General features: G+C 74.4%; 23 protein-coding genes. 14 read left to right on the top strand and 9 right to left on the bottom strand.

The window, feature by feature from the left end:
- The first annotated feature begins 71 nt into the window (after positions 1–71).
- The 7 genes from ACQYWQ_RS01855 (at position 72) to ACQYWQ_RS01825 (ending at position 8,490) form a co-directional block, all read left to right on the top strand.
- The gene (locus tag ACQYWQ_RS01855; RefSeq protein ID WP_431032097.1) at positions 72–1,064 is read left to right on the top strand and encodes a HAMP domain-containing sensor histidine kinase; all 993 of its coding nucleotides are present in this window, start codon (positions 72–74) and stop codon (positions 1,062–1,064) included.
- Positions 1,065–1,291: 227 nt separating this feature from the next.
- On the top strand, positions 1,292–2,005 hold the full coding sequence (locus ACQYWQ_RS01850) for a response regulator (protein WP_431039035.1): 714 nt from the start codon (positions 1,292–1,294) through the stop codon (positions 2,003–2,005).
- Positions 2,006–2,083: 78 nt separating this feature from the next.
- Positions 2,084–3,067 (top strand): MDR family oxidoreductase, encoded by a 984-nt coding sequence (locus ACQYWQ_RS01845; RefSeq protein ID WP_431032096.1) that lies wholly within the window; start codon positions 2,084–2,086, stop codon positions 3,065–3,067.
- 263 nt (positions 3,068–3,330) lie between these two features.
- On the top strand, positions 3,331–5,226 hold the full coding sequence (locus tag ACQYWQ_RS01840) for a potassium channel family protein (protein ID WP_431039034.1): 1,896 nt from the start codon (positions 3,331–3,333) through the stop codon (positions 5,224–5,226).
- 132 nt (positions 5,227–5,358) lie between these two features.
- Positions 5,359–5,859, top strand: a complete 501-nt coding sequence (locus ACQYWQ_RS01835; protein ID WP_431032095.1) for a MarR family winged helix-turn-helix transcriptional regulator — start codon at positions 5,359–5,361, stop codon at positions 5,857–5,859.
- Positions 5,860–6,010: 151 nt separating this feature from the next.
- Positions 6,011–7,285 carry an MFS transporter gene (locus ACQYWQ_RS01830; RefSeq protein ID WP_431032094.1) on the top strand — a complete coding sequence of 425 codons (1,275 nt, stop codon included), beginning with the start codon at positions 6,011–6,013 and terminating at the stop codon, positions 7,283–7,285.
- A gap of 344 nt (positions 7,286–7,629) precedes the next feature.
- Positions 7,630–8,490, top strand: coding sequence for a SigB/SigF/SigG family RNA polymerase sigma factor (locus ACQYWQ_RS01825; protein WP_431032093.1), 861 nt, complete (start codon positions 7,630–7,632; stop codon positions 8,488–8,490).
- Between the two features lie 118 nt (positions 8,491–8,608).
- Here the strand turns inward: ACQYWQ_RS01825 and ACQYWQ_RS01820 are convergent, their stop codons facing one another.
- A complete protein-coding gene (locus tag ACQYWQ_RS01820; protein ID WP_431039033.1) occupies positions 8,609–9,379 on the bottom strand; it encodes a DUF1206 domain-containing protein in 771 nt (256 codons plus the stop codon).
- 224 nt (positions 9,380–9,603) lie between these two features.
- Between ACQYWQ_RS01820 and ACQYWQ_RS01815 the strand changes: the two genes are divergently transcribed.
- A complete protein-coding gene (locus ACQYWQ_RS01815; RefSeq protein WP_431032092.1) occupies positions 9,604–9,777 on the top strand; it encodes a hypothetical protein in 174 nt (57 codons plus the stop codon).
- Positions 9,778–9,834: 57 nt separating this feature from the next.
- Here the strand turns inward: ACQYWQ_RS01815 and ACQYWQ_RS01810 are convergent, their stop codons facing one another.
- Positions 9,835–10,944, bottom strand: coding sequence for a hypothetical protein (locus ACQYWQ_RS01810; protein WP_431032091.1), 1,110 nt, complete (start codon positions 10,942–10,944; stop codon positions 9,835–9,837).
- A 135-nt stretch (positions 10,945–11,079) separates the two neighbouring features.
- On the opposite strand from ACQYWQ_RS01810, the gene ACQYWQ_RS01805 reads away from it, so the two are divergent.
- Positions 11,080–11,718: a DUF1707 SHOCT-like domain-containing protein gene (locus ACQYWQ_RS01805; RefSeq protein ID WP_431032089.1), complete on the top strand. Its 639-nt coding sequence runs from the start codon at positions 11,080–11,082 to the stop codon at positions 11,716–11,718.
- Between the two features lie 52 nt (positions 11,719–11,770).
- Here the strand turns inward: ACQYWQ_RS01805 and ACQYWQ_RS01800 are convergent, their stop codons facing one another.
- From ACQYWQ_RS01800 to ACQYWQ_RS01790, 3 genes are all read right to left on the bottom strand, one after another.
- The gene (locus ACQYWQ_RS01800) at positions 11,771–13,318 is read right to left on the bottom strand and encodes an SDR family oxidoreductase (protein ID WP_431032088.1); all 1,548 of its coding nucleotides are present in this window, start codon (positions 13,316–13,318) and stop codon (positions 11,771–11,773) included.
- A gap of 198 nt (positions 13,319–13,516) precedes the next feature.
- Positions 13,517–15,001, bottom strand: a complete 1,485-nt coding sequence (locus ACQYWQ_RS01795; RefSeq protein ID WP_431032087.1) for a flotillin family protein — start codon at positions 14,999–15,001, stop codon at positions 13,517–13,519.
- Positions 15,002–15,217: 216 nt separating this feature from the next.
- The gene (locus ACQYWQ_RS01790) at positions 15,218–15,733 is read right to left on the bottom strand and encodes a hypothetical protein (RefSeq protein WP_431032086.1); all 516 of its coding nucleotides are present in this window, start codon (positions 15,731–15,733) and stop codon (positions 15,218–15,220) included.
- Positions 15,734–16,036: 303 nt separating this feature from the next.
- On the opposite strand from ACQYWQ_RS01790, the gene ACQYWQ_RS01785 reads away from it, so the two are divergent.
- Entirely contained in the window at positions 16,037–16,531 is a 495-nt protein-coding gene (locus ACQYWQ_RS01785; protein WP_431032085.1) for a glutathione peroxidase, read from the top strand.
- A 57-nt stretch (positions 16,532–16,588) separates the two neighbouring features.
- Here ACQYWQ_RS01785 and ACQYWQ_RS01780 read toward each other — a convergent pair whose 3' ends face one another.
- On the bottom strand, positions 16,589–17,044 hold the full coding sequence (locus ACQYWQ_RS01780) for a response regulator (RefSeq protein ID WP_431032084.1): 456 nt from the start codon (positions 17,042–17,044) through the stop codon (positions 16,589–16,591).
- A 358-nt stretch (positions 17,045–17,402) separates the two neighbouring features.
- On the bottom strand, positions 17,403–17,864 hold the full coding sequence (locus ACQYWQ_RS01775) for a pyridoxamine 5'-phosphate oxidase family protein (protein ID WP_431032083.1): 462 nt from the start codon (positions 17,862–17,864) through the stop codon (positions 17,403–17,405).
- Between the two features lie 144 nt (positions 17,865–18,008).
- Here ACQYWQ_RS01775 and ACQYWQ_RS01770 point away from each other — a divergent pair, with 144 nt between their 5' ends.
- A complete protein-coding gene (locus ACQYWQ_RS01770) occupies positions 18,009–18,515 on the top strand; it encodes a GNAT family N-acetyltransferase (protein WP_431032082.1) in 507 nt (168 codons plus the stop codon).
- Here ACQYWQ_RS01770 and ACQYWQ_RS01765 read toward each other — a convergent pair.
- The gene (locus tag ACQYWQ_RS01765; RefSeq protein ID WP_431032081.1) at positions 18,461–19,015 is read right to left on the bottom strand and encodes a GNAT family N-acetyltransferase; all 555 of its coding nucleotides are present in this window, start codon (positions 19,013–19,015) and stop codon (positions 18,461–18,463) included. The genes ACQYWQ_RS01770 and ACQYWQ_RS01765 overlap by 55 nt on opposite strands.
- 215 nt (positions 19,016–19,230) lie before the next feature.
- The gene (locus tag ACQYWQ_RS01760; RefSeq protein WP_431032080.1) at positions 19,231–21,258 is read right to left on the bottom strand and encodes an ATP-binding protein; all 2,028 of its coding nucleotides are present in this window, start codon (positions 21,256–21,258) and stop codon (positions 19,231–19,233) included.
- A 205-nt stretch (positions 21,259–21,463) separates the two neighbouring features.
- On the opposite strand from ACQYWQ_RS01760, the gene ACQYWQ_RS01755 reads away from it, so the two are divergent.
- The 3 genes from ACQYWQ_RS01755 (at position 21,464) to ACQYWQ_RS01745 (ending at position 23,266) form a co-directional block, all read left to right on the top strand.
- The gene (locus ACQYWQ_RS01755) at positions 21,464–21,820 is read left to right on the top strand and encodes a PRC-barrel domain-containing protein (RefSeq protein WP_431032079.1); all 357 of its coding nucleotides are present in this window, start codon (positions 21,464–21,466) and stop codon (positions 21,818–21,820) included.
- Positions 21,821–22,075: 255 nt separating this feature from the next.
- On the top strand, positions 22,076–22,798 hold the full coding sequence (locus ACQYWQ_RS01750) for a siderophore-interacting protein (protein ID WP_431032078.1): 723 nt from the start codon (positions 22,076–22,078) through the stop codon (positions 22,796–22,798).
- Between the two features lie 177 nt (positions 22,799–22,975).
- On the top strand, positions 22,976–23,266 hold the full coding sequence (locus ACQYWQ_RS01745; protein WP_431032077.1) for a DUF5133 domain-containing protein: 291 nt from the start codon (positions 22,976–22,978) through the stop codon (positions 23,264–23,266).
- Position 23,267 lies beyond the last annotated feature (1 nt).

The raw sequence follows: 23,267 nt of genomic DNA, 5'->3' as shown, positions 1-23,267 counted from the left end.
CCCCGCCACCGACCCGGCCACCGGCCCCGCCACCGATCCGGTCACCGATCCGGCCACAGGGAGGGAACGAGGTGTCGTTGTTCCAGCGCATCTTCCTGCTCAACGGCGCCGTGCTGCTCGCGGCGACCGGGCTGCTGCTGCTCGGCCCCGTGACCGTCTCGGCTCCCGTCGTGCTCACCGAGGTGCTCATCCTCTCGGCGGGCCTGGTGGCGATGCTCACCGCGAACGCGGCGCTGCTCAGGATCGGCCTCGCCCCCCTCCAGCGGCTCCACCGCGCGATGAGCACGACCGACCTGCTGCGCCCGGGGCGCCGCCCCGACGTCTCGGGACACGGTGAGATCGCCGGGCTCATCACCGCCTTCAACACGATGCTCGACCGCCTGGAGGCCGAACGGGCCACGAGCACCGCCCGCGCGCTCTCCGCGCAGGAGGCCGAGCGCCGCAGGATCGCCCAGGAGCTGCACGACGAGGTGGGCCAGACCCTCACCGCCGTGCTCCTCGAACTCAAGAGCGCCGCCAAGGACGCGCCCCCGCCGCTCGCCGAGCGGCTCCACCAGGTGCAGGAGACGACCCGTGGCGGACTCGACGAGATCCGCAGGATCGCCCGCAGACTGCGGCCCGGCGTCCTCGACGAGCTGGGGCTGCGCGCGGCGCTCGCCTCGCTCGTCACGGAACTGCCGGCCGACAGCGGACTGCGGGTGCGGCGCGCGGGGGACCGCGAGTTGCCGGAGCTGGACAAGGAAGTGGAGCTGGTCCTCTACCGGGTCGCGCAGGAGGCACTGACCAACGTCGTACGGCACGCGCGGGCCCAGGAGGTACGGCTCACGCTGCGCGCGGTGCCGCGCGGCGTGGAGCTGACCGTCGCGGACGACGGCCGGGGCCTGGGCGACGCCCCCGAGGGCGCGGGGCTGCGCGGCATGCGCGAACGGGCCCTCCTGATCGGCGCCCGCCTCTCCATCGCCCCCGCCGTCGGCGGGGGCACGGAAATCCGCCTGACGGCGCCGCTGACGACCCACGCGTCCCCGCCGTCCCCGCCGCTTCGCGAGGGGGTGGGGGTCACGTGAGGGGCGGGATGCGCGGGGTGACGAGGCTGGGGCCGCCGGAGCCTGCGGGGGGTGTGCGCGGGCCCGCCGCGCCCGCCTCCCGCACCCCGGCCGCCGTTGCGCGCACGCCGTCCACCGGCCCTGCCGTCCCGCTCGTTTCCCTCGCCTCGCCCCTCCCACCGGAGTCACCCGTGTCCACCGTCCCGGCCGCGCCCACCGCGGCACCCCCGCTCGCCGCCCCGCCGCCCCTGCCCCCGGCCCCGCCCGCCTCCGTGTCCCCTCCCGCCGCGGTCCCCACGCCCGGGAGCGCCGCGCCCATCAGGGTGTTGCTCGCCGATGACCACGCGCTCGTGCGCCGGGGGCTGCGGCTCATCCTGGACGCCGAGCCCGACCTCACCGTGGTGGCGGAGGCGGGGGACGGGGCCGAGGCGGTGGAACAGGCACGACTGCACCGGCCCGACCTCGCCGTGCTCGACATCGCCATGCCCCGGATGACCGGGCTCCAGGCCGCGCGCGAGTTGTCCCATGCCCTGCCGGGGCTCCGCATGATCGTGCTCACGATGTACGACAACGAACAGTTCTTCTTCGAGGCGCTCAAGGCGGGCGCCGGAGGCTACGTGCTCAAGTCGCTCGCCGACCGCGACCTCATCGAAGCCTGCCGGGCGGCGATGCGCGACGAGCCCTTCCTCTACCCGGGCGCGACGGGGGCGCTCATCCGCAACTACCTCGAACAGGCCCGCAGGGGCGAGGACCCGGCCGGGGGCAGCACGCTCACCCCGCGCGAGGAGGAGATCCTCAAGCTCGTCGCCGAGGGGCACTCGTCGAAGGACATCGCGGCGCTCCTCGTCATCAGCGTCAAGACCGTCGAGCGCCACCGCGCCAACACGCTCCACAAGCTCGGCCTCAAGGACCGGCTCGAACTGACGCGGTACGCGATACGGGCGGGGCTCGTGGAGCCCTGAGCGTCACCGCGCGGCGCGGGGGAGCAGACTGGCCGGTACAGGCACCATCCGTACCGCGACCAGCAGGGAGCAGCGCACATGTCGTTCCGCGCCATCCGTGTCACCGAGGACGAGCAGGGCCGCCACGCGGCCGTCCGGACCCTGGAGGACGAGCAGTTGCCGCCCGGTGAGGTGACCGTCGACGTCGAGTACTCGACGGTCAACTACAAGGACGGCCTCGCGCTCGCGGGCAAGGGCATCGTGCGCACGTTCCCGCTCACGCCCGGCATCGACCTCGCCGGTACGGTCGCGGAGTCCGGCGACCCGCGTTTCGTGCCCGGGGACCGGGTCGTCCTCAACGGCTTCGGACGGGGCGAGAGCAAGGACGGCGGTTTCGCCGAGCGGGCCCGGGTGGCCGCCGAGGAACTCGTACCGCTGCCCGAGGCGCTGAGCACACGCCAGGCCGCCGCGATCGGCACGGCCGGGTACACCGCGATGCTCAGCGTCCTCGCGCTGGAGGACGCGGGCGTCGCGCCGGGCGACGGCGACGTGCTCGTCACGGGTGCGGCGGGCGGCGTCGGCTCCGTCGCGATCAGCCTGCTCGCCGCGCGCGGCCACCGCGTCGTGGCCTCGACGGGCCGCCCCGAGCACGGCGACTACCTGCGCGCACTGGGCGCGGCGCAGCTCATCGACCGCGCCACGCTCTCGGCGCCCGGCAAGCCGCTCGCCTCCGAGCGCTGGGCGGCGGCCGTCGACAGCGTCGGCAGCCACACCCTCGCCAACGTCCTGGCGGCGACCCGCTACGGCGGCACCGTCACCGCCTGCGGCCTCGCGCAGGGCCTCGACCTGCCCGGCTCGGTGGCCCCGTTCATCCTGCGCGGGGTCCGCCTCCAGGGCATCGACTCGGTGCACGCCCCGATGGAGTCCCGCCGCCGCGCCTGGACCGCCCTGGCCGCCGAACTCGATCCGGCCCACCTCGACACCATCACCGAGACGGTCCCCCTCGCGGACGTGATCCCCTTGGCGCCGCGCATCCTCGCGGGCCAGGTCAGGGGCCGCACCCTGGTGGACGTACGGGCCTGAGCCGGCCCCCGCGCGGCCCGTGGACGGCGACGGGAGGGGAGCACCGCCGCGTACGCGCGTGGGCTCCCGCGCACCGGGGAACGCCGCGCCCCCGGCGCAGGCCCCCTCCACGCCGCCGCCCGTGCACCCGTACGCCCGCCCGGCGCAGGTTTCCTGACCGCCCCTCACCTCTTGGGCGCTCCGGGCGTATACGGCAGGCTGTCCCCGTGCCCGCTCTCACCTTCCCGTCCCCGTCCTCCTCCGCGCCGCCGCCCGAGCCCGGCATGGTCGTGGCGGGGGACGACGCGCTCGCGCCCCGTATCGCCGCCGAACTCGCGGAGGTGTACCGGGAGCGCGTCACGCTCATCGAGCCGCCCGCGCCCGAAGGGCTCGCGACGGGAGGGGCGTTCCCGGGGCGCGGGCTCGGGCGCGCCTCCGCGTTCTTCGACCGCTTCGGCTTCGTACGGGGACGCGCGGCCGACTCCGACAGGGAGCCCGCGCCGCACGGCGGCGTGGAGGTCGTCGAGGCGGCCCGGCTCGATGACGCGGCGCTCACGGCGGCGGGGATCGCGACAGCGACGGCGCTCGCGCTCGTCCACGAGGAGGACGAGGTCAACATCCACGCCGCGCTGCGCGCCCGGCGGCTCAACCCGCGCCTGCGCCTGGTCATCCGGCTCTACAACCGGCGCCTGGGCCAGCAGCTGGAGCACCTGCTCGACCAGGCGGCCGTGGTCGCCGGGCTCGACGAGGGCGTCGCGAGCGTCACCGTGCTCTCCGACGCGGCGACGGCCGCGCCCGCGCTCGCCGCCTCCGCCGTGGCAGGCACCAGCAAGGTCATCGAGGCCGACGGCATCCTGCTGCGCGCGGTCGAACGCCGCCCGCCCGGCAGGGGCGAGGTCGCGGCGCCCGGCCTCGCCACGCTCGCGCTGCTCTCCGCGACGGTCGGCGACCCCGGCGGTGCCGAGGGCTCGGACAGCAGCGCCGACGCGCCGCGGCTGCTCCCCGACGACGCCGAGGTCGCCGCGGCCGCCGGGCGCGAGACGGTCGTCCTGGAGCAGATCGGCCGCCCGGGCGCCCCGGCGGCCGCCGGCCGCTTCACGGGCTGGCGGGTGCCGCTCGGCTCGTTGTTCTCGGCGAGGCTTCGCTGGTCGGTCGCGGGCCTCGGGCTCGCCGTGCTCGTCCTGACCGCCGCCACGATGGTGGTCACCGGCGAACACCCCCAGCACGCCGCGTACGTGACGCTCCTCGATCTCTTCGCGATCAACGACCCCATCGACGACGGCAAGGCCCGGCAGATCCTGCAACTCCTCAACGGGCTCGTCGGCCTGCTCATCCTGCCGGTGCTCGTCGCCGCGACCCTCGAAGCCTTCGGCACCTTCCGCTCGGCCTCGACGCTGCGCCGCCCGCCGCGCGGACTCGCGGGACACGTCGTGCTCCTCGGGCTCGGCAAGATCGGTACGCGGGTGCTCGCCCGGCTCCACGAGATGAACGTGCCCGTCGTATGCGTCGAGGAGGACCCCGAGGCGCGCGGCATTCCGCTGGCGCGCAGGCTCAGGGTGCCGTGCGTCATCGGCGACGTGACCGATGAGGGCGTGCTCGAAGCGGCGAAGATCGGCCGCGCTTCGGCGCTGCTGGCCGTGACGAGCGTGGACGCCACCAACCTGGAGGCGGCGCTGTACGCCCGCTCGCTCCACCCGCGCCTGCGCGTCTCGCTGCGCCTCTTCGACGACGACTTCGCGACCGCCGTCTACCGCACCCTGCGCGCCGCGCACCCCGCCGCCCTCACCCGCAGCCGCAGTGTCTCCTCGCTCGCGGCGCCCGCCTTCGCCGGGGCGATGATGGGCCGCCAGGTGCTCGGCGCGATCCCCGTCGAGCGCCGGGTCCTGCTCTTCGCCGCGCTCGACGTGGCCGGGCGCCCCGAGCTGGAGGGCCGTACGGTCGCCGAGGCGTTCCGGCCCGGTTCCTGGCGCGTCATCGCGCTCGACACGAGCGGCCCCGCCGAACGCGCCCCCGATCTCGGTTCGCCCGGCGGCCAGGGCGGCGCCGGACTCGTCTGGGACCTGCACCCGGGCTACGTGCTGCGCCCGGAGGACCGCGTCGTCCTCGCGGCCACCCGCCACGGACTCGGCTCCCTCCTCGGCCGCCGCCGCGAGGACGGCACGCGCACGAGCGGCAGGTGAGGGAGCCGCGCGGGTGCCGGGGCCCCGCGGGGCAGGGCGCATTCCCCGTGCCGCTGTGAAGTGGCTCACTCTTTCGCGGATGGTTGCATACTTCATGGACCCCCTATATAGGTGCGTGATACATATGACCCCGTGGATGAGATCCCCCTCAGTCAGGACGACGTCACCGCCCTTCTGGAAGGGCTGACGGCGCTGTCCGTACGGCACCTGACGGTGCATGACATCAGCTTCACCGCCGCGATGACGCTCGGCCGCCTGTCCCGTACGGGACCGACGCGGCTCACCGTGCTCGCGAGCGAGGGCGGTGTCTCGCAGCCCTCCATGACGCAACTCGTCCAGCGCCTGGAGAAGCAGGGGCTCGTACGCCGCGTGCGCTGCCCCGACGACGGCCGCGCCGTCCTCGTCTCCATCACCGAGGCGGGGCACGACGTCGTGCGCGAACGGCGTGAGGCCCGCGCCGAACGTCTCTACCAGCTGCTCGCCACCCTCCCGGCCGAAGAGCGCCTGACGCTCCTGCGGGCGGCCAGGGACGCGAGGCCGGCCCTGGAGACGCTGCTCGACACGGCGGTCCGCACCCAATGGCCCACCCCGCCCGGGCGCGGCGGGGGGCGCCCCGCCCCCCGCACCGACTGACCCGCGCCCACCCCCTGCTCCGCACGGCCCGCGCGCCGCGCGGTCGCACCACCGCACGGCCACGCCCTGCCCGTGGCCGTGCGCTCCGCCTCCCGCCCGGCCGGGACCCGCCCGTGCCGGAGCGGCCGAACGTCCCTCCCTGGAGCACACCTTGTCCGCATCAGGACCGAAGCCGGCAAGCCCGTTCAGGCAACCCAAGGCCGTCTGGGCCGTCGCGTTCGCCTGCGTCATCTCCTTCATGGGCATCGGGCTCGTGGACCCGATCCTCCCCGCCCTCTCCACGAGCCTCAAGGCGACGCCGAGCCAGGTCTCGCTGCTCTTCACGAGCTACCTCGTCGTGACGGCCGTCGCGATGCTCTTCTCCGGCTTCGTCTCCAGCCGGATCGGGGCCAAACGCACCCTCGTCACCGGGCTCGTCATCATCGTCGTCTTCAGCGCCCTCGCGGGCGCGAGCGGCAGTATCAACGGCATCGTCGGCTTCCGGGCCGGCTGGGGCCTCGGCAACGCGCTCTTCATCGCGACCTCGCTCGCCGTCATCGTCGGCTCGGCGAGCGGCGGATTCGCCGGCGCGATCATCCTCTACGAGACCGCGCTCGGCATCGGCATCGCGATAGGCCCCCTGCTCGGCGGCGAACTCGGCTCGATCAGCTGGCGCGGCCCCTTCTTCGGCGTCGCCGTACTCATGGCCATCGCGCTCGTCGCGACCGTCGTCCTCGTCCAGCCGACGCCCAAACCCGCGCGCAAGGCGTCCGTCCTCGACCCGCTGAAGGCGCTGCGCCACCGCGGCCTGCTCACGATGGGCCTCATGGCGCTCTGCTACAACTGGGGCTTCTTCACGGTCCTCGGCTACGCGCCCTACCCGATGGAGCTGGACACCCACCAGCTCGGGTACGTCTTCACGGGCTGGGGGCTGCTCGTCGCCTTCTTCTCGGTCTTCGGCGCTCCCTGGCTCCAGGCGAAGCTGGGCGTCGCCAAGGCGCTCTACCTCAACCTCGCGCTCTTCGCCGTCGACATCCTCGTCATCGGCCTCAACACCGAGCACCGCACGACCCTCATCGTCGCCGTCATCGTCACCGGCTGCTTCATCGGCATCAACAACACCGTCACGACCCAGGCCGTCATGACCGTCTCACCGGTCGACCGGCCCACGGCCTCCGCCTCGTACGGCTTCGTCCGCTTCATCGGCGGCGGCCTCGCCCCGTACTTCGCCGGCAAGCTCGCCGACCACTGGGACCTGCACGTGCCGTTCTACGTGGGCGCGGGCGTCGTCGTCCTCGGCATCGTGATCCTCACCACGGGCCACCGGCTCCTCGCCGACGCCGAGCGCGCCCAGATCGCGGACGCCGCGCACCACAGCGCGTCCGCCGACAAGGAGGAGGAACTCGTCCGCCGAGCCGAGGCCGAGGACCTCGGCTCGGCCACCTGAGCGACAGGTCCAGGACACCAGGACCCGTACACCCGGGCACCCGGACCCGGACACCGCGCGCCCCTACGGCGCATGGTGTCCGGGTATGTCGTATGTACGGGGACAAAGCGGGCGCTCTTCGCGGGACTTCGTCGTGTGCCCGGGCGGCCGGAAAACGTCCCCGGCTGTACGCGGCGGGGGCCGGACGGGTAGACAGGAGGGGTGGACACCGGAGCGAAGGCCCCGTGAGCGACGCCGGGCATGCCGCCGGGAAGTTGAGCGGACGGCTGAGCATGACGGCCGGAAGCCGGGGTACACGGGCCGCAGCGCGCCGCGCGGTGCGGCGCAGGACCGAGGAGGTTTTCATGGGTGCGGTAAGGACCGTCACGACCGCGGGAGAACGGACCGAAGCTGCCCCCGCCCTGCCCGAGATCGCGGAGCCGCACAAGGTGGCCCCCAGGGACGCACGGGAGCTGACCCGGCTCTTCTTCGACAGGCTCGACACGCTGGAGGAGGGGACACCGGAGTTCCAGGACGCCCGTAACACCCTCATCGAGATGAACATGTCGCTCGTGCGCTTCGCCGCCCGCCGCTTCCGCAGCCGCGGCGACGACATGGAAGACGTCGTGCAGGTGGGCACGATCGGTCTCATCAAGGCGATCGACCGCTTCGAGCTGAGCCGCGAGGTCGAGTTCACGACCTTCGCCGTGCCGTACATCGTCGGTGAGATCAAGCGCTTCTTCCGCGACACCACCTGGGCCGTGCACGTACCGCGCCGCCTCCAGGAGGCCCGCGTCGAACTCGCCAAGGCCAACGAGGAACTCTCCACACGCCTCGGCCGGGCCCCCAAGGTCTCCGAACTCGCCGCCCTCATGAGCCTGAGCGAGCAGCAGGTCGTCGAGGCCCAGATCGCGGCCAACGGCTACTCCTCGTCCTCGCTGGACGCGACCATCGGTGGCGAGGACAGCGGCGAGGGCGAGGCGGCCCTCTCCGACTTCATCGGCGCGGACGACCCCGGCATGGAACTCGTCGAGGACCTGCACGCGCTCGCCCCGCTTCTCGCCGGTCTGGAGCCGCGTGACCGGCAGATCCTGGAACTGCGCTTCGGCCAGGAACTGACGCAGGCCCAGATCGGCGAGCGCCTCGGCGTCTCGCAGATGCACGTCTCGCGCCTGCTCAACCGCACACTGGGCACCCTGCGCGCCGGCCTGATGTCGGAGCGCTGAGCCCTCCCCTCGCGGCCGCGGCCGCGAGGACGGTACGCACCATCCCGGGCGCCCCCGCCCGTACGGTCCCCTCACCGGCCGTACACGCGGGGGCGCTTCGCGCGTACGGGCCCGCGCGTCACGTCTCCCGGTACCGCGCGCTCGCCACCGAGAAGGCGCCGAAGGCGAGCAGGCCGACGGCGATCACGACGAGGAGCCAGGGGCCGACGGGGGTCTCCGTGAAGGAACGCAGGGTGTCGTCCATGCCCTTCGCCTTCTCCGGCTCGAACCGGACGGCGGCGACGACGGCGAAGACGCCCGCCGTGCCGAAGAGGATGCCGCGCGACAGGTTCCCCGCGATCCCGAGCACGTCCACGACACGCTCCGTGCGGCGGCCCATCCCCGCGGTCCTGAGGTGCTTGCGGAACTTCCGCATGACGGCGCGCACGACGAGGCCCGCGCCGACACCGACCACGACCGCACCGGCCACGGCGACGAGCCACCGGCCGCCGGGCCTGCCGAGCGCCATCGCGGTCACGTCCTTCGACTTCTCGTCCGAGGAACCCCCGCCGCCGCTGCCCCGCGCGAAGGCGAGCACGGAGTACGAGACGAAACCGTAGAAGACCGCGCGCCCCGCCGACATGAGCCGCTTGCCCGCCTTGCCGCCGTCCGAGCCCGAGGCGCCGAAGGCCGCCTCCGACAGGCGCCACAGCGCCATTCCCGCCGTCGCGATCCCGACCGCCCACAGCAGGAAGAGCCCGAACGGCTTCTCGGCGATCTCGGCGAGCGCTCCCGAACGGTCCGCCTGCCTGCCGCCCGACGGGTGGAAGGCGACGCGGATCGCGATCGCGCCGATCAGCAGATAGATGACGCCCCGGGCCACGAAGCCCGCGCGGGCGGCACGGTCCACCGCCGAACTGTTCGCGGCGCGCCTGGCGGTGCGGTGCGCGCGCTGTGTCGTTTCGCTCGTCATGCCGCCCGGTTGCCCCCGCCCGCCGAGCGGAAACGGGAACCGCGCCCACAGCGAACACGGCCCGCGTCCAGGCGTGCGCCGCCCGCGACGGGGCACTCGCACACAGGTCCCGCCGGGACCACGGGCCCGCTCGGCCCGCCGTACTCCCCCCGGGAGACACCGTGCTCGCCTACGTCGCCGCGGCCTTCTTCGTGGTCGCCTACCTGCTCCTCGCCACCGACACGGGCACCGAGACGTGGTACTCGCCGACCGCGCTCGGCCTCGCCGGTCTCGCCCTCGTCGCCGCCCACCTCGGCGGCGCGTCCTCCCGCCTGGGCGCCCGCCGCCATCGCTGAGCCCGTACGGGGACGGGGCGCCGCCTCTCCTGAGCGGCGCCCCGTCCCCGTACCGCCTCAGTACCGCAGCAGCGCCGCGATCCTGCCGTGCTCGGCGAGCGCGTCGTCCGGGACGAAGACGACGTCGGCGCCCGTGCCGAGCGCCGTCTCGACGAGCGTGTCGACGATGTCGTCCTCGACGTCCGGGTCCTCGGGCGAGGCCGCCGGGCGCAGGTGGGTCGCCTCCGGGATCGCCGAGACCTGGAAACCGTCCTCCACCAGAAGGAGCTGGACGCGCCCCTCCTGGACGTTCTGCCAGATCTCGTCGGTGCCCGCGGCGAAGCGCTTCTGACCGATCCCCTCGCCGAGCCGGTCGAGCGCCGCGCGCTGCCGCTCCGCCGTGTACTTCTCGCGCGCCGGGCGGATGACGTCGAGCACAAGGTGCCCGGTCAGCTTGTCCGCCCCCGCCCGCTCGACGCGCTCCCCGATCCTGTCCTTGCTGCGGGTGCGCTCGACGAGCGTGTTGATCTGGTTCGCCGTGCCCACGACGTGCACGGGACCCTTGCCCGTGCGCAGCGCGTCGGCGAGCTTGTCGTCCACGTCCCGCAGGTACTGGCGCAGCCGCTCCTCGCGGTAGGGGGAGGGCTGGGTGCCGAAGTTCGCGCCCAGGTCGGCGTCCTCGTGGTCGGGCAGCTCGGGCTTCGCGGGGAAACCGAAGCCGGTCACCTCGGTGAGCGACTCCCCGGCCCCGTGCCACAGCCGGCTGCCCTCCTCGGAGAGGACGAGGACCCAGTACGGGCGCTCGTGCAGCCACGAGGAGACGAGGTTGCGGGTCAGATACGTGTCCGCGACGACGACGCGCGTGGGCGGTGCGACGGGCAGCTTCCACACCTCCCAGTCGTTCGCCGAGGCGAGCAGGAGCGTCCCGTCGGTGATCTCCGAGGAGTCCACGGAGGCCGCCGCCTCGTCGATACGCGCCTCAAGGGCCTGGAGCGCCGCCTTGTCCACGCCCGGGTCGTCCGCGAGCCGCTTCTTCGCCTCGCTCACGAGATTGCGCAGCCGGATCGCGTCCTCCGCGCCGTCCGGTGACGCCGGGTGCGTGGGCAGCAGCAGCGACACCGCCGGGTACGGGCGCGGGGCGCGCAGCTCGGCCAGGATGTCCGGGTTCAGCTCGAAGGTGTCTCGCACAGAGGGCTCCCACGTCGTCGGTCCTGTTGTCGAGGGTGGCACCGCCCGCCCTGCCACGCAGCCCGGAAGGGGCCGGGAGGGCGCGGTACGCGCTCCCTGGTGTTCCCGATCGGTGGCCGCCTATGATCCCCGGTCATGAGCTCTTCACCGCTTCCCGGCCGTTTCCCCGGCGAGTTCCCTTACGAGGACGGGCAGCGCGCCTCCGATGCCGACAGGGACGCGGTCGCCGAGCGGCTCAGGGAGGCGGCGGCCGAGGGCCGCATCGATTTCGACGAGCTGGACGAGCGCTTGGGCACCGCCTTGAGCGCGCGGACGTACGGGGAGCTGCGGCCGCTCCTCGCGGACCTGCCCGGCGCGCCCCCGCTCGTCCAGCCGCCCGCGCCGCACGGCGGCGAGCCGCTGGAGTTGCGCGGCGGCATGTACGGCGTCCGCCGGACGGGTGAGTGGGAGGTGCCCGCGCACCTCGTCGTGCACGGGGGCATGGGCGGGGTGCACCTCGACTTCACGCGGGTACGGACGCGGTTGGCCGAGATCCTGATCGAGGTGCGCGGCGACATGGCGGGGATACGGATCGTGGTGCCCGAGTCCTGGGGGGTCGACGCGGGCGGCGTCGACCCGGGCATGGGCGGGCTGCGCGACCGTACGACACCGGGCCGCGAGAAGGGCGCGCCCCTGCTGCGGCTCACGGGGGACGCGGGCATGGGCGGCGTCCGGGTCAGGAACCCGGGCCCCATCGAACGCTCCTGCCTCCGCAAGAACCCCCCACCGGCCTGACAAGCGGACGCCCGTGCGGGTCAGCGCGGGGGATACGGGGCCGTACGGGCCGTCAGGCTCCCGCTCCCCGTGGCCGCAGCATCCCGAGCAGCGCGCGCACCGACTTCCCCGCCTGCCCGGACACCGCCTCGCCGCGCGTCATCCGCTCCGCGGCCCGCCCGATGTTCCGCGCCATCCCGCCGAAGACCAGCGCGTGGAAGGGCGCCACGCTCCACCAGTACGCCTGCCCCGCGAGCCCGCGCGGGTGGAAGACGGCGCGCTGCCGGTACACGGACCGGTCCGGGTCGCCGTCCTCTGCCGGGTCGGCGCGCAGCTCCAGCCAGCCGAGTCCCGGCATCCGCATCTCGGCACGCAGGCGCAGCAGCTTCCCCGGCTCGATCTCCTCGACCCGCCAGAAGTCGAGCGAGTCCCCGACCCGGAGGCGTCGCGCGTCCCTGCGCCCCCGGCGCAGCCCGACACCGCCCTGGAGCCGGTCGAGCCAGCCCCGTACCGCCCAGGCGAGCGGGAAGGAGTACCAGCCGTTCTCGCCGCCGATCCCCTCGATGACCTGCCACAGCGCGGACTCGGGGGCGTCGGCGGAGCGCTGCCGCTCGTCGGTGTAGAGCGAGCCGCCCGCCCAGTCGGGGTCGGTCGGCAGCGGATCGCTCGGGGCCCCCGGCACGGAGGCGGAGGACCAGCGCGTCGCCACCTCGGCCTCGCGCACCCGCTGGAGCGCGAGCCGGAGCGTCGTGTCGAAGGGCATCGGGTGGCCAGGCCCGTCGGGGACGTACCGGGCGATGTCGTGCTCCGCGCAGACCACCTCGTACCGCAGTGACTCGGCCAGCGGACGCGCGAGCCCGCGCGGTACCGGCGTGACGAGGCCGATCCAGTGCGAGGACAGGCGCGGCGTGAGGACGGGGACCGGCACGATGAGGCGCTTGCGCAGGCCCGCGACCCGCGCGTACCGCTCCATCATGTCCCGGTACGTCATGACGTCGGGCCCGCCGATGTCGAAGTCCCTGTCGACGTCGGCGGGCAGCTCGGCCGCGCCCACGAGGTACCGCAGCACGTCCCGTACCCCGATCGGCTGGATCTTGGTGCTCACCCAGCTCGGAGTCAGCATGACCGGCAGTCGTTCGGTCAGGTAGCGCAGCATCTCGAAGGAGGCCGAACCGGAACCGATCACGATGGCGGCGCGCAGCACCGCCGTGGGTGTCGGGCCGGCGCGCAGGATGTGCCCCACCTCGGCCCGTGAGCGCAGGTGCGGGGACAGCTCTTTCTCGGGTACTCCGGCGGGTGTGAGGCCGCCGAGGTAGACGAGCCGCCGCAGCCCCGCGGCGCCCGCCGCGGCGGAGAAGGCGCGCGCCGCCTCGCGGTCCGTCTCCTCGAAGCCGGGACCGGAGGCGAGCGCGTGCACGAGGTAGTAGCCGACCTCCATGCCCTCCATCGCCGCCCGCAGCGACTCCGGGTCGGTGACATCCCCCTTGACGATGTCGACGCGCTCCGCCCACGGGTAGTCGCGCAGTTTCTCGGGCGTACGGGCCAGCGCGCGCACGCTGTGCCCCGCTTCGAGCAGCTCGGGTACGAGCCGCCCGCCGATGTACCCACTCGCCCCGGTCACCAGACAACGCACCACGGCCTCCCTCGGAGTGACGTTCTCGCGGCGTCCTCCCCACCATCGCACCGGCGGGCGGGGAACGCGCGCCACGCCGGTGCGGGCGGTCCCGGGAACCGCGCGGGCCGAGGGCACGCGCCCGCACGCCACGGGGCGCGGGCGCGGGACGTGCCCCGCGCCCGCGCCCCGTGGCGGCCGTCGGGCTCAGTCGGTGATCTCCGTGTGTCCCTTCCGCTGCGCCGGGGGCGCGCTCTCGCCTGTACGGGCGAGCCCCGCGCCCTGCGCCTCCGCGTCCCCTGTCTCCTCGTCGGCCGCCGCCGCACCGCCGCCCGTGGCCTTGCGCAGCAGCTCCGTCAGGTTCACGCCCGTCGTCGACGTGAGCAGTTCGAGCCCCTGCACGACGTTGTTCGCGACCGTACGGGGAAGCTGGCCCGCGCCGTCCGTGGAGATGACGGTGAGCTTGTCGACCGCGCTCAGCGGCTCCGCGGCCTTGGCGACGACCTGCGGCAGCACCTCGACGAGCATCTGGAGCACCGCCGCGTCGCCGTACTGCGCGAAGGCGTCCGCCTTCTTGCGCATCGCGTCGGCCTCGGCGGCACCGCGCGCCAGGATCGCGGCCGCGTCCGCCTCGCCCTCCAGGCGCACGGCGTCGGCGAGTGCCGCGCGGTGCTCCTTCTCACCCGTACCGGTGAGCCTGGCGCGCTGCGCGTCGGCCTCCGCCTGCTTGACGAGCGTGATGCGCTGCGCCTCGGCCTCCTGCTCCGCGCGGTAGCGGGCCGCGTCGGCGGGCTTGCGGACCTGTGTGTCCAGCTCGCGGTCGGTGAGCGCGGCCTGCCGCTCGGCGACCTTCTCCTGCTCGGTCAGCACTTCCTGATTGCGCGCCGCCTGCGCGAGCGGCCCCGCGGCAGCCGCACGGGCGGCGGCCTCGTCCGTCTCGGCCTTGATCTCGGCCTGCTTGAGCGCGAAGGTCCGCTCGGCGATCGCGATCTCCTCGGCCGCCTTGAGCCTCGCCTGCTCCGAGGCACGCCGCGCGACCGCCTCGGCGATGTCCGCCTCCTGCTTGGCGCGCGCCGCCTCGGGCCGTCCGAGGTCCTCCAGGTAGGAGCCCTCGGTCGTGATGTCCTGGATCTGGAAGGCGTCGAGCACGAGCCCCTGCCCCGACAGGCTCGCCTCCGCCTCCTCGGCGACCTGCCCGGCGAAGGCGGCGCGGTCCCTGATGATGTCCTCGACCGACATGCGCCCCACGATCGAGCGCAGCGCCCCCGAGAGCACTTCCTGCGTGAACCCGACGATGCCGCCCTGCTGCATGAGGAAGCGCTGCGCCGCGGCGCGGATCGAGTCCTCGGTGCCGCCGACCTTGACGATCGCGACGCCCTCCAGGTTCGCCTTGACGCCGCGCAGCGTCACCGCGCCGCGCACCGCGACGGGGATGTGCCGCGAGGACAGCTCCAGCGTGAACCGTTGCTGCACGAACGGGACGACGAAGACCCCGCCGCCCACCACCACTTTCTGGCCGCTGTTGTCGGTGAAGATCCGTCCGGTCTCCGGGTCCGTACGCGATTTGCCGCGTCGCCCGGTCACGATGAACGCCTCGCTCGGCCCCGCGACCTTGTACCGCGTGACGACCACCAGGGCCACCAGGACGACCAGAATCACGATGCCGCTCACGGCGAGAACCACTGGACTCATCCGCTGCACCCCCTTCGCCCCCGCCGCGCGGGGATCACTCTCGTGCGTAGTACGTGTCGTGCGTGTGCTGCGTGTCGTGCGTGTGTTGCTGTCGCGCGTGTGCTGCGTGTGCTGCGTGTCGTGCGTTCCGCGAGTCTCGCGTATGCCGCATGTGCCGCGTGGGTGGCGCGCGGCGCGCGCCGTGGACGCGGGGCGCGCCACGTATCCGCGGAGCGCTCAGCGTTCGACGAGACGGACGCGCACGGCCGTCGCCGAGAGCGTCTCCTCGACCCACACCTCCGCCCCGCGCGGCACCGCGACGGCGCTGCGTGCCGCGTACTTGACGGGCTGGCCGCCGAGCGAGAGCAGCACTTCGCCGAAGCCCTCGGCCGGGATCGCTGTCACGACCGCGCCCGAGGTGCCGACGAGATCCGACTCGCGCGGTGTCGTCGCCGTCGCGCCGCTCATGAGCGCGCGCGTGAGGCGCCAGGTCAGCCAGCCCGCCGCGAGTCCGGCGGCCAGGCCGATCCCCGCGGCGGCGCCCGTGCCGAGGTCCGTCGTGGCGAGCGTGAGCGCGCCGGTGAAACCGAGCATCGACACGGTGCCCGCCACGACCGGCAGCGAGAAGAGTCCGTCGAGCAGTCCGTCCAGGAAGGACACACCGTCGAAGAGCCCTTCGAGCAGCCCGTCCACGACGAGCGACAGCGCGAGCACCGCGAGCCCCGCGACCCCGGCCACCAGGAACCACGTCATGGCGACTTCCCTTCCCCGTCACGAACTCCGCGGGGGACCGCTCGGCCCCGGGCGGGTGCCGATCCTTTCACCCGGGACGCCGCCCGCGCACTGCCAGGTTCCGGCAGTCTTCGTGGCCGGTTCCCTGCGGCTTCGGGGTGCGGGACCGCTCGTACGGGTGAGTCCGGGCACGGACGGGGCGGGGCGGCGCGGGGCCGTGAGGGGCGCGGGCGCGGGCGCGCGGGGCCCGCGGGACCTCCGGTGTGCGTCAAGGCGCCGGGTACGGCCCGCCGGGGGGACGGCGGCCGGTCGTACGATGCGGACATGACTGTGCACGATGTGGAAATCAGCGCCCTTCAGGGCGGACCCGCCCAGCTCGACCAGTACCGCGGCCGTACCGTCCTGGTCGTCAACGTCGCTTCGCGCTGCGGCCTCACGCCCCAGTACGAGGGGCTCGAACGGCTCCAGGAGACCTACCGGGACCGGGGCTTCACGGTGCTCGGCGTGCCCTGCAACCAGTTCATGGGCCAGGAGCCCGGCAGCGCCGACGAGATCGCCGAGTTCTGCTCGGCCACGTACGGCGTCACGTTCCCGATGACCGAGAAGGTCGAGGTCAACGGCGAGAACCGGCACCCGCTCTACCGCGAACTCGTCGACGTGCCCGACGCGGAGGGCCACAGCGGCGACATCCGCTGGAACTTCGAGAAGTTCCTCATCGGCCCGGACGGCGCCGTCGTCGCGCGTTTCGCCCCGCCCACCGAGCCGGAGTCCCGCGAGGTCGTCGCGGCGATCGAGAAGACGATCGCCCCGGCCGCCTGAGCCACCCCCGCGCGGCAGGCCCCTCGCCGGGCCTGCCCGCCCCGGGGGCCATCCGGCTCACCCGTCCCGCGTCGCCGCCAGCTCCAGCTGGGCCCGCAACTCCCGTACCTGTTCCCGCAGTGCGACCACGCGCTCGTACCGCTCCAGCAGGTATTCCGCCTTCGTGCACAGCGTCCAGGGATCGACCGGCTTCGTCAGCAGATCCGCCGCGCCCAGCTCGCGCGCCCGCTCGGCAAGGGCCCGTTCCCTGCCGAGGCCCGTGACGAGGACGACGGGGATGTCCTGCGCGCGGTCGACGCCCCGCATGTACCCGGCCACCTCCAGGCCACCCGTCCCCGGCATCACCACGTCGAGCAGGACGAGGCCGACCCCGCCGCGCAGCACGCACTTCAGCGCTTCCTCGCCGCTGTGCGCCCGCAGTACGGGCCGCCCGAGTGGCGCGAGCACGCTCTCCAGGGCGAACAGCGTGTCCGGATGGTCGTCGACCAGGAGGATCGCGGTCTCCGCGGGCATCTCTCGTCCCTCCTCGTGGCGTGCCAGCATATGCCCGGCGGCTAGACCGTCATCCCTACGTGATCTCGCCACCTTTGGCCTGGGGTCGAGAACCGGCCGACGCGCCCGCGCCGCGGGCGTCCGGGGGGGGCGGTCACCGGCGGGGATCGCAACGGCCCCGGCAGGATCAAGGCCCCGTCAGGCCCCCGCCGCGAGGACCTGCCCGGACATACGTTCCCTGGAGTACGTGCCCGCGGGTGTGCTCCCGCCGCCCCGGCCCGGCACCACCACGTTCACCCCGGACGCACGCCCGGCCCGTCTCCGCGCGCCTCCGCGCCGAACTGGCCGGTTCCCGCCGCGCCACCGCCGTACGGCGCCCCTACCGCGCCCACACCCCGTCCCGCATGACGACCCTCCCGTCCAGCTCCGGCACGCCGCGCCAGGCGCGCACCGTCCTGGGAACGACGCGGACGTACACGAAGGCACCCTCCTCCGCGCGCGGGTCCCAGCCGAACGTGCCCGCGAACGCCTCCGCGGCGTCCGCGGGCACCTCCCGCTCGGGAAAACACTCCGCCTCGCCCTGGAGGAGCACCACGTCGTACGTGTCCTGGAGCGCCAGGCGCACCCGGGGCTCCGCACGCAGGTTACGGACCGTCACGGACGCGGCGCCCGTGCACATCCACACCGCGCGCCCGTCCCACACGAACCACAACGGCACCTGGTGCGGGCCGTGTACGGGGTGAGCCGTCGCCACCCACAGATCCCGTCCAGCGACGAGCCGCGCCCGCACGTCCCGAACCCGCTCGGCCGTCCCGCGCCGCGTGCTTCCCGTGGTCTCCATGAGCCGCGACCCTCTCACGCGAGGCGCGCGACCACATGGGCCACGAGACCTACGCCGGTCGCCCGACACCCCTCGGCCCCCCGCCCGACGCGGCCCGCGCCCAGGGTCTGGGACGATGCCGTGGCGCAGGACGAGAGGGGACCCGTGAGCGTGTACGTGACCGAGATGACCGAGGCCGACCTGCCGCGCGTCATGCGCCTGCGCGCCCGGGCCTGGGCCGCCGCCTACGACGGGCTCGTCCCCGCCGCCTACCTCGACGGCATGGACCCCGCGGCCGAAGCCCGTGCGCGCGCCGAGTGGTTCGCGAAGAGCCGGGGGCACGTCACCGATCTGCTCGCGCTCGACACCGGGGGCGAACTCCTCGGCTGGGCCTGCTACGGGCTGCCGAGGCCGGGCGCGGGCCCCGCGGGGGAGTTGTTCGCGCTCTATGCCGCTCCCGAGCGTGTGGGTACGGGGGTGGGACGCCGCCTCGTCGAGGAGGTGCACGCGCGGCTCGCCGGACCCGTCACGCTGTGGGTGCTCGCGGGCAACACCCGTGCCCGCCGCTTCTACACGCGCTTCGGCTACCGGCCCGACGGTACGGAACGCCCCGACGACTACGGCGAGTGGGGCGGGCCCGTGCTCAGGGAGCTGCGGTACGTGCGGGACTGACGGGCGCGCGCGGGGCCCGCCCAGCGCCGTTCGCCGTCCTGCCGGGCTCCGTCCGGGCGCAGGCCGAGGGCGCGCGCGACGGCCTCGGACGCGGCGTGCCCCGGACGCACGTGGGCCACCAGACGCCGTACCCCCGCTTCCGCGAGCCGCTCGGCGAGCGCCCGCGCCGCCGCCTTCGCGAGCCCGCGCCCCTGCCACGCCGTGCCCACGACCCACGCCACCTCCGCCTCGTCGCCGCCCGTCACCGTCGCCTGCACGTAGCCCGCGAACTCGCCGCGATCCTCCACCCGCACAAGGAAGTTGACCCACGCGACACCCTCCTCGCCGGGCCCCGCGAGCTGCCGCGCGTACCGCCGCTCCAGCGCGGCGGCCCGCGGCGGCTCCCCGCCGGTGAACCGGTACAGGGCCGGGTCAGCGAGCACGACGGCCATCGCGGCAGCGTGCCGGACGGCGAGCGGGACGAGGGTGAAGGGCGGGGGCCCTGGCGGGGTGGCGCGCATGGGCGCATCCTCCCCTTTCCCGGCCTCCGGGCGACACCCGGTTTTCCTCCGGGCGACACCCGGTTTTCCTCCGGGCGCGCGGGGGCACGCGAGTCCCACGGAGCACCACGAACCCGTACCCGCGGGGGTGAGCGATGAGCCGGTGCGGAGTCCGAGGGCGGCGGCCGGTACGGGCAACCCCGTACCGGCCGCCGCCCGTTCCCGTGTCGCTGTGCTCAGCCCGGACCGTCGAGCCACGAGTACAGCGCCTCGCGCGCGTCCGTCAGCCGCCCCGCCCGGCGCGCCAGCTCCCAGCGCGCGTCCCCGAGCGACTGCCGCGCGAGCGCCTCGTAGCGCGCGCGTACCGGGGCCAGTTCGGGGGTACCGCGCTGCGGGTGGCCTGTCGTCGTCCAGAAGGTCTCGGCGATCCCCGCCATCCGCGCCGCCCGTTCCGCCTGCCCGGCCGCGCTGAGCGTCGCGGCGAGCACGTCGAGACAGAGCGCCGTGCCGAAGGAGTCCTCGATCGCGCGCTTGCTCTCCAGCGCGGCCCGCGCGTACCTGAGCGCCGGCCGCGCCCTGCCCTCGCCGAGGTGGACGAGCGCGAGCTGGTAGTCGAAGTACGAGAGCGTCCAGCGCTCCCCGAGGGCCAGGCACCGCGCCCGTAGCCGCTCCGCCTCGGACCGCGCCCGCTCCCGTTCCCCGAGCGCCGTGTACGCGAAGACCCGTACGAGCAGGCACCGCAGCCTGCCGGGCGAGCCCGTGTCGGGCCCGGGCGCCGCGTCGAGCGCGGCCTGCGCGAGCGCGAGCGCCCGTAGGGGATCGCCCGTGAGCAGCGCCGTGAGGCCGCCCGCGTACGCCGCGCCCAGCATCCCCTCGCGGTCCCGCTCGCGCTCGGCCGTCCCCGCGCCCCGGGCGCTCAGCTCGGCCGCCGCCCCGTACTCGCCGTGCAGCGCGTACGCGACCCCGAGCGCCCACAGCGCGCGCGTGCGGTGCGGCCCGGTGGCCGAGGGGTTCTTGAGCGCCGCCTCCAGGCGGGCCCGCATCTCGTGCAGCCGCCCGCAGCAGGCCCAGAAGAAGACGAGCCGTCCCGCCATGTCGAGCGCGTCGTCCGGCCGGTGCTCCGTCAAGTACGTGAGTGCCGCGCTCACTTCGCCGTACGCCTCGCGCGCCCAGCGGAACCAGGTGATCTGCCGGGGGCCCAGCCACTCCTCGTCGGCACGGCGCACGAGACGCGCGAAGTACGCGGCGTGGCGCGCCGCCAGCGCCTCGTACGCGTCGGTGCCGAGCCGCTCCAGCCACTGCCCCCCGTACTCGGCGAGCGTGCCGAGCATCGACCAGCCGCGCCCGTGCCTGCGCAGCACCGAGCAGGCGAGGAGCCGGTCGAGCCCCGCGGCGATGTCCGCCCGCGCGAGCGGCCCCCCTGCGCACACCTCGCGCACCGCCTGGAGGTCGAAGGGCCCGCGGAAGACCGTCAGGCGCGCCCACAGGAGCCGGTCCTCGGGCAGGCACAGCTCGTGGCTCCAGCCGATCGTGGTCCGCAGCGTGCGGTGCCTGTCGGGGCCGCCGTGCCCCTCGGCGACGAGGGTGTCGAGCCGCGAGTCCAGACGTCGCGCCAGCTCGTCGAGAGGCAGCCGCGCCGCCTGTGCGGCGGCCAGTTCCAGGGCCAGCGGAATCCCTTCGAGCCGCGCGCAGATCCGCGCGGCCACCGCCCGCTCCCCGGGCGCGAGCCCGGCGGGGCGCACCGCGGCCACGCCCTCGGCGAAGAGGGCGAACGCCTCGGGCCCGTCCTGCGGCAGCGGACCGAGCGTGGACACGTACTCCTCGGCGAGTGCGAGCGGCCGCCGCGCGCTGAGCAGCACCGTGAGCCCGGGGCAGGTCGTCAGGAGATCGCCCACCAGGTCGCGTACCGCGTCCCACACCTGCTCGCCCGAGTCGAGCACGAGCAGGCAGCGCTGGGGGGCCAGGTAGGCGCAGAGCGCCTCGGCCCGCGGGCGCGCGGACTGGTCGGCGAGCCCCACCGCGCGCGCCACCTCCGTGAGCAGTTGCCCCGTGTCGCGTACCCGGCCGAGGTCCGCCAGGCGCACCCCCTGCGGGAAGGTGCCCTTGGCCTCGGCCGCGACCTCGCGCGCGAGCCGTGTTTTGCCGATGCCGCCGGGGCCCGTGAGGCTCACGAGGTGCCGCACCCGGAGCGCGTCCAGGAGCGCGGAACGCTCCCGCTCCCGGCCCACGAAGGTGCTCTGCGCGTACGGATTCTCCCCAGGCATTCGCCCAGTCTCGCGCATCGCTGCCGCGGTGGGGCAAGCGTGCCCGGCGAAGCAATGTCGCCCGCGCGTAGTCGCGATGACGGGGCGTGCGCCCGCGCCGTTGCCGGTACGGGCCCCGACCGGCCGGTAGCCTCGCGTGTGGCCGGGCGGGGCGGGGGCAGGTGGCCAGGAGGGGGCCTGACAGACCGTACGAGGAGGCAGGGCGTTGTTCGAAGCCGAGGACATCCGGGACTGGCGCGGCCATGACGTGGTGGACGCCGAGGGGCACAAGATCGGCAGCCTGGAGGCCATTTACGTCGACACCACCACCGACCTGCCCGCCTTCGCGACCGTCGTGATCGGGCTGCCCACCAAGCGCAGGCTGATTTTCGTGCCGCTCGACGGCGCGACGGTCAAGCCGGGGGCGCTCAAGGTGCGCTACGACAAGAAGCGGGTGAAGGACGCGCCGTCGATCGATACCGACGGCGAACTCGTCGCCGAGGAGGAGCCGAAGCTCTTCGCCTACTACGACCTCAGCTACCAGCTCGGCCCCTCGGGAGCGCGGCGCCTCGGCCGGCGCTGAAGCGGGTACGGGCCGGGGCGGGTCTGGTACGGGGCAGGGCGGTACGGGGCGGGGTGGCGCGCACCGGGGCGGTACAGGCCGGGGCGGGACGGGCCGGGGCGGGACGGGCGGCCCCGCCCGTGCAGGTGGTGGCCGCCGGGCTGTTCTCCCGCGCGTGATTAACTTAGGCTTACCTAAGTTAACTGTCCGGTCGTGGACTCCGCGGCCGGACGCGCGTACGGACCGGGGCCGGGACCCCGGTGGGAGGGGTGCGGCGTGGGACACGGCTGGGAGGGCGCGGTGCTGCGGCTGCTGCGCGCCAGGGACTTCACCCTCACGGTGACGGCGAGCGCACACCTCGCCCCCGACTACGTACGCCTCCGCGTCACCGACGGCGGCCTGCTCGACGCGAGCGGCACCCTGCCCACGACGTGGGTCAGGCTCTGGTTCCGCCGCAACGGCCGCCCCCACCAGCGCGCCTACACCCTCGTCGACCCCGATCCCGCGAGCGGCACCTTCTCGCTCGACTTCGCGCTGCACGCCGGTACGGCCGCCGACTGGGCCCGCGCCGCCCGGCCGGGCGACACCATCGAGGCCACCGTGCACGGCACCCCGCTCACGCCGCCGCAGCCGGAGCCCGCCCACCTCCTCCTGATCGGCGACACGGCCGCGCTCCCCGCGCTCAACTCGCTTCTCGACGCCTACCCGGACACGCCGGCCACGGTGTGGTTCGAGACGCGGGGCCCCGCCGACGCCGACCTCCCCGTGCGGGTACGGCCCGGGCGTCACACCCTGCTCCCCGTCCCGCGCGAACGCGCGGGCGAGCGCCTCGTCGAGGAAGTGCGGGCCACGCTGCCCCAGCACCTCGCCGACCCCGCGGGCGCCTGGGCCTGGATCGCCTGCGACACCACGACGACCCGCGCCCTCGCCGGTCACCTCCGCGCGGCCCTTCCCGCGCCCCGCCGTCAGGTCCGCGCCCAGGGCTACTGGCGCCCCTGAACCCCGGGCGCGCCCCTCTTGGCCGGATGTACCGCCCGCAATGGCTGAAAACCTTTTGGATCGGACGCTTGAGGCACCCAGTGCCGGGTATGCGGTCAGAAGACCACCTGCGGCCCATGTCGGCCGAGCCCGTTTCCGGGAGGGGCGAATGCGACGCAGGAAACAGAAGGGACCGTTGTGCTGATTGCTCACCCTGTCGTGCTGCGCAAGCTGCTGAACCGTTACGAAGCCCTGAGTGCCGTTCAGGAGCCGGGCGCCGAGACGCTCCGCGACCTCGACGACGTCACCTACACGCTCTGTGTCTCCACCGGTACGCGCACGATCGACGCGGCGCTCGGTGTGGCCCGCGAGCGGCTCGCCCGGGCCGCCGCCGAGGAGCGCGCCACTCCAGTGGCACTGCGTGCCAAGGAATCGGCTCCGCGCCGGATCAGCGGCTCAGGGCCGACCCCCCTCGTCCCCGCCGGGTGAC

The sequence above is a fragment of the Streptomyces sp. P6-2-1 genome (assembly GCF_050613165.1).
Taxonomy (GTDB): Bacteria; Actinomycetota; Actinomycetes; order Streptomycetales; family Streptomycetaceae; genus Streptomyces.
Note: the sequence above shows the minus strand (reverse complement) of the source record. Positions and strands in the feature narration are given on the sequence as shown.

What these genes read in the sequence shown, in the direction of transcription:
- ACQYWQ_RS01845 (WP_431032096.1), top strand. Translation starts at nt 2,084, where the DNA reads ATGTCGTTCCGCGCCATCCGTGTCACCGAGGACGAGCAGGGCCGCCAC.
- ACQYWQ_RS01840 (WP_431039034.1), top strand. Translation starts at nt 3,331, where the DNA reads ATGGTCGTGGCGGGGGACGACGCGCTCGCGCCCCGTATCGCCGCCGAA.
- ACQYWQ_RS01825 (WP_431032093.1), top strand. Translation starts at nt 7,630, where the DNA reads ATGGGTGCGGTAAGGACCGTCACGACCGCGGGAGAACGGACCGAAGCT.
- ACQYWQ_RS01805 (WP_431032089.1), top strand. Translation starts at nt 11,080, where the DNA reads ATGAGCTCTTCACCGCTTCCCGGCCGTTTCCCCGGCGAGTTCCCTTAC.
- ACQYWQ_RS01795 (WP_431032087.1), bottom strand. Translation starts at nt 15,001, where the DNA reads ATGAGTCCAGTGGTTCTCGCCGTGAGCGGCATCGTGATTCTGGTCGTC.
- ACQYWQ_RS01790 (WP_431032086.1), bottom strand. Translation starts at nt 15,733, where the DNA reads ATGACGTGGTTCCTGGTGGCCGGGGTCGCGGGGCTCGCGGTGCTCGCG.
- ACQYWQ_RS01785 (WP_431032085.1), top strand. Translation starts at nt 16,037, where the DNA reads ATGACTGTGCACGATGTGGAAATCAGCGCCCTTCAGGGCGGACCCGCC.
- ACQYWQ_RS01780 (WP_431032084.1), bottom strand. Translation starts at nt 17,044, where the DNA reads ATGCCCGCGGAGACCGCGATCCTCCTGGTCGACGACCATCCGGACACG.
- ACQYWQ_RS01775 (WP_431032083.1), bottom strand. Translation starts at nt 17,864, where the DNA reads ATGGAGACCACGGGAAGCACGCGGCGCGGGACGGCCGAGCGGGTTCGG.
- ACQYWQ_RS01765 (WP_431032081.1), bottom strand. Translation starts at nt 19,015, where the DNA reads ATGCGCGCCACCCCGCCAGGGCCCCCGCCCTTCACCCTCGTCCCGCTC.
- ACQYWQ_RS01760 (WP_431032080.1), bottom strand. Translation starts at nt 21,258, where the DNA reads ATGCCTGGGGAGAATCCGTACGCGCAGAGCACCTTCGTGGGCCGGGAG.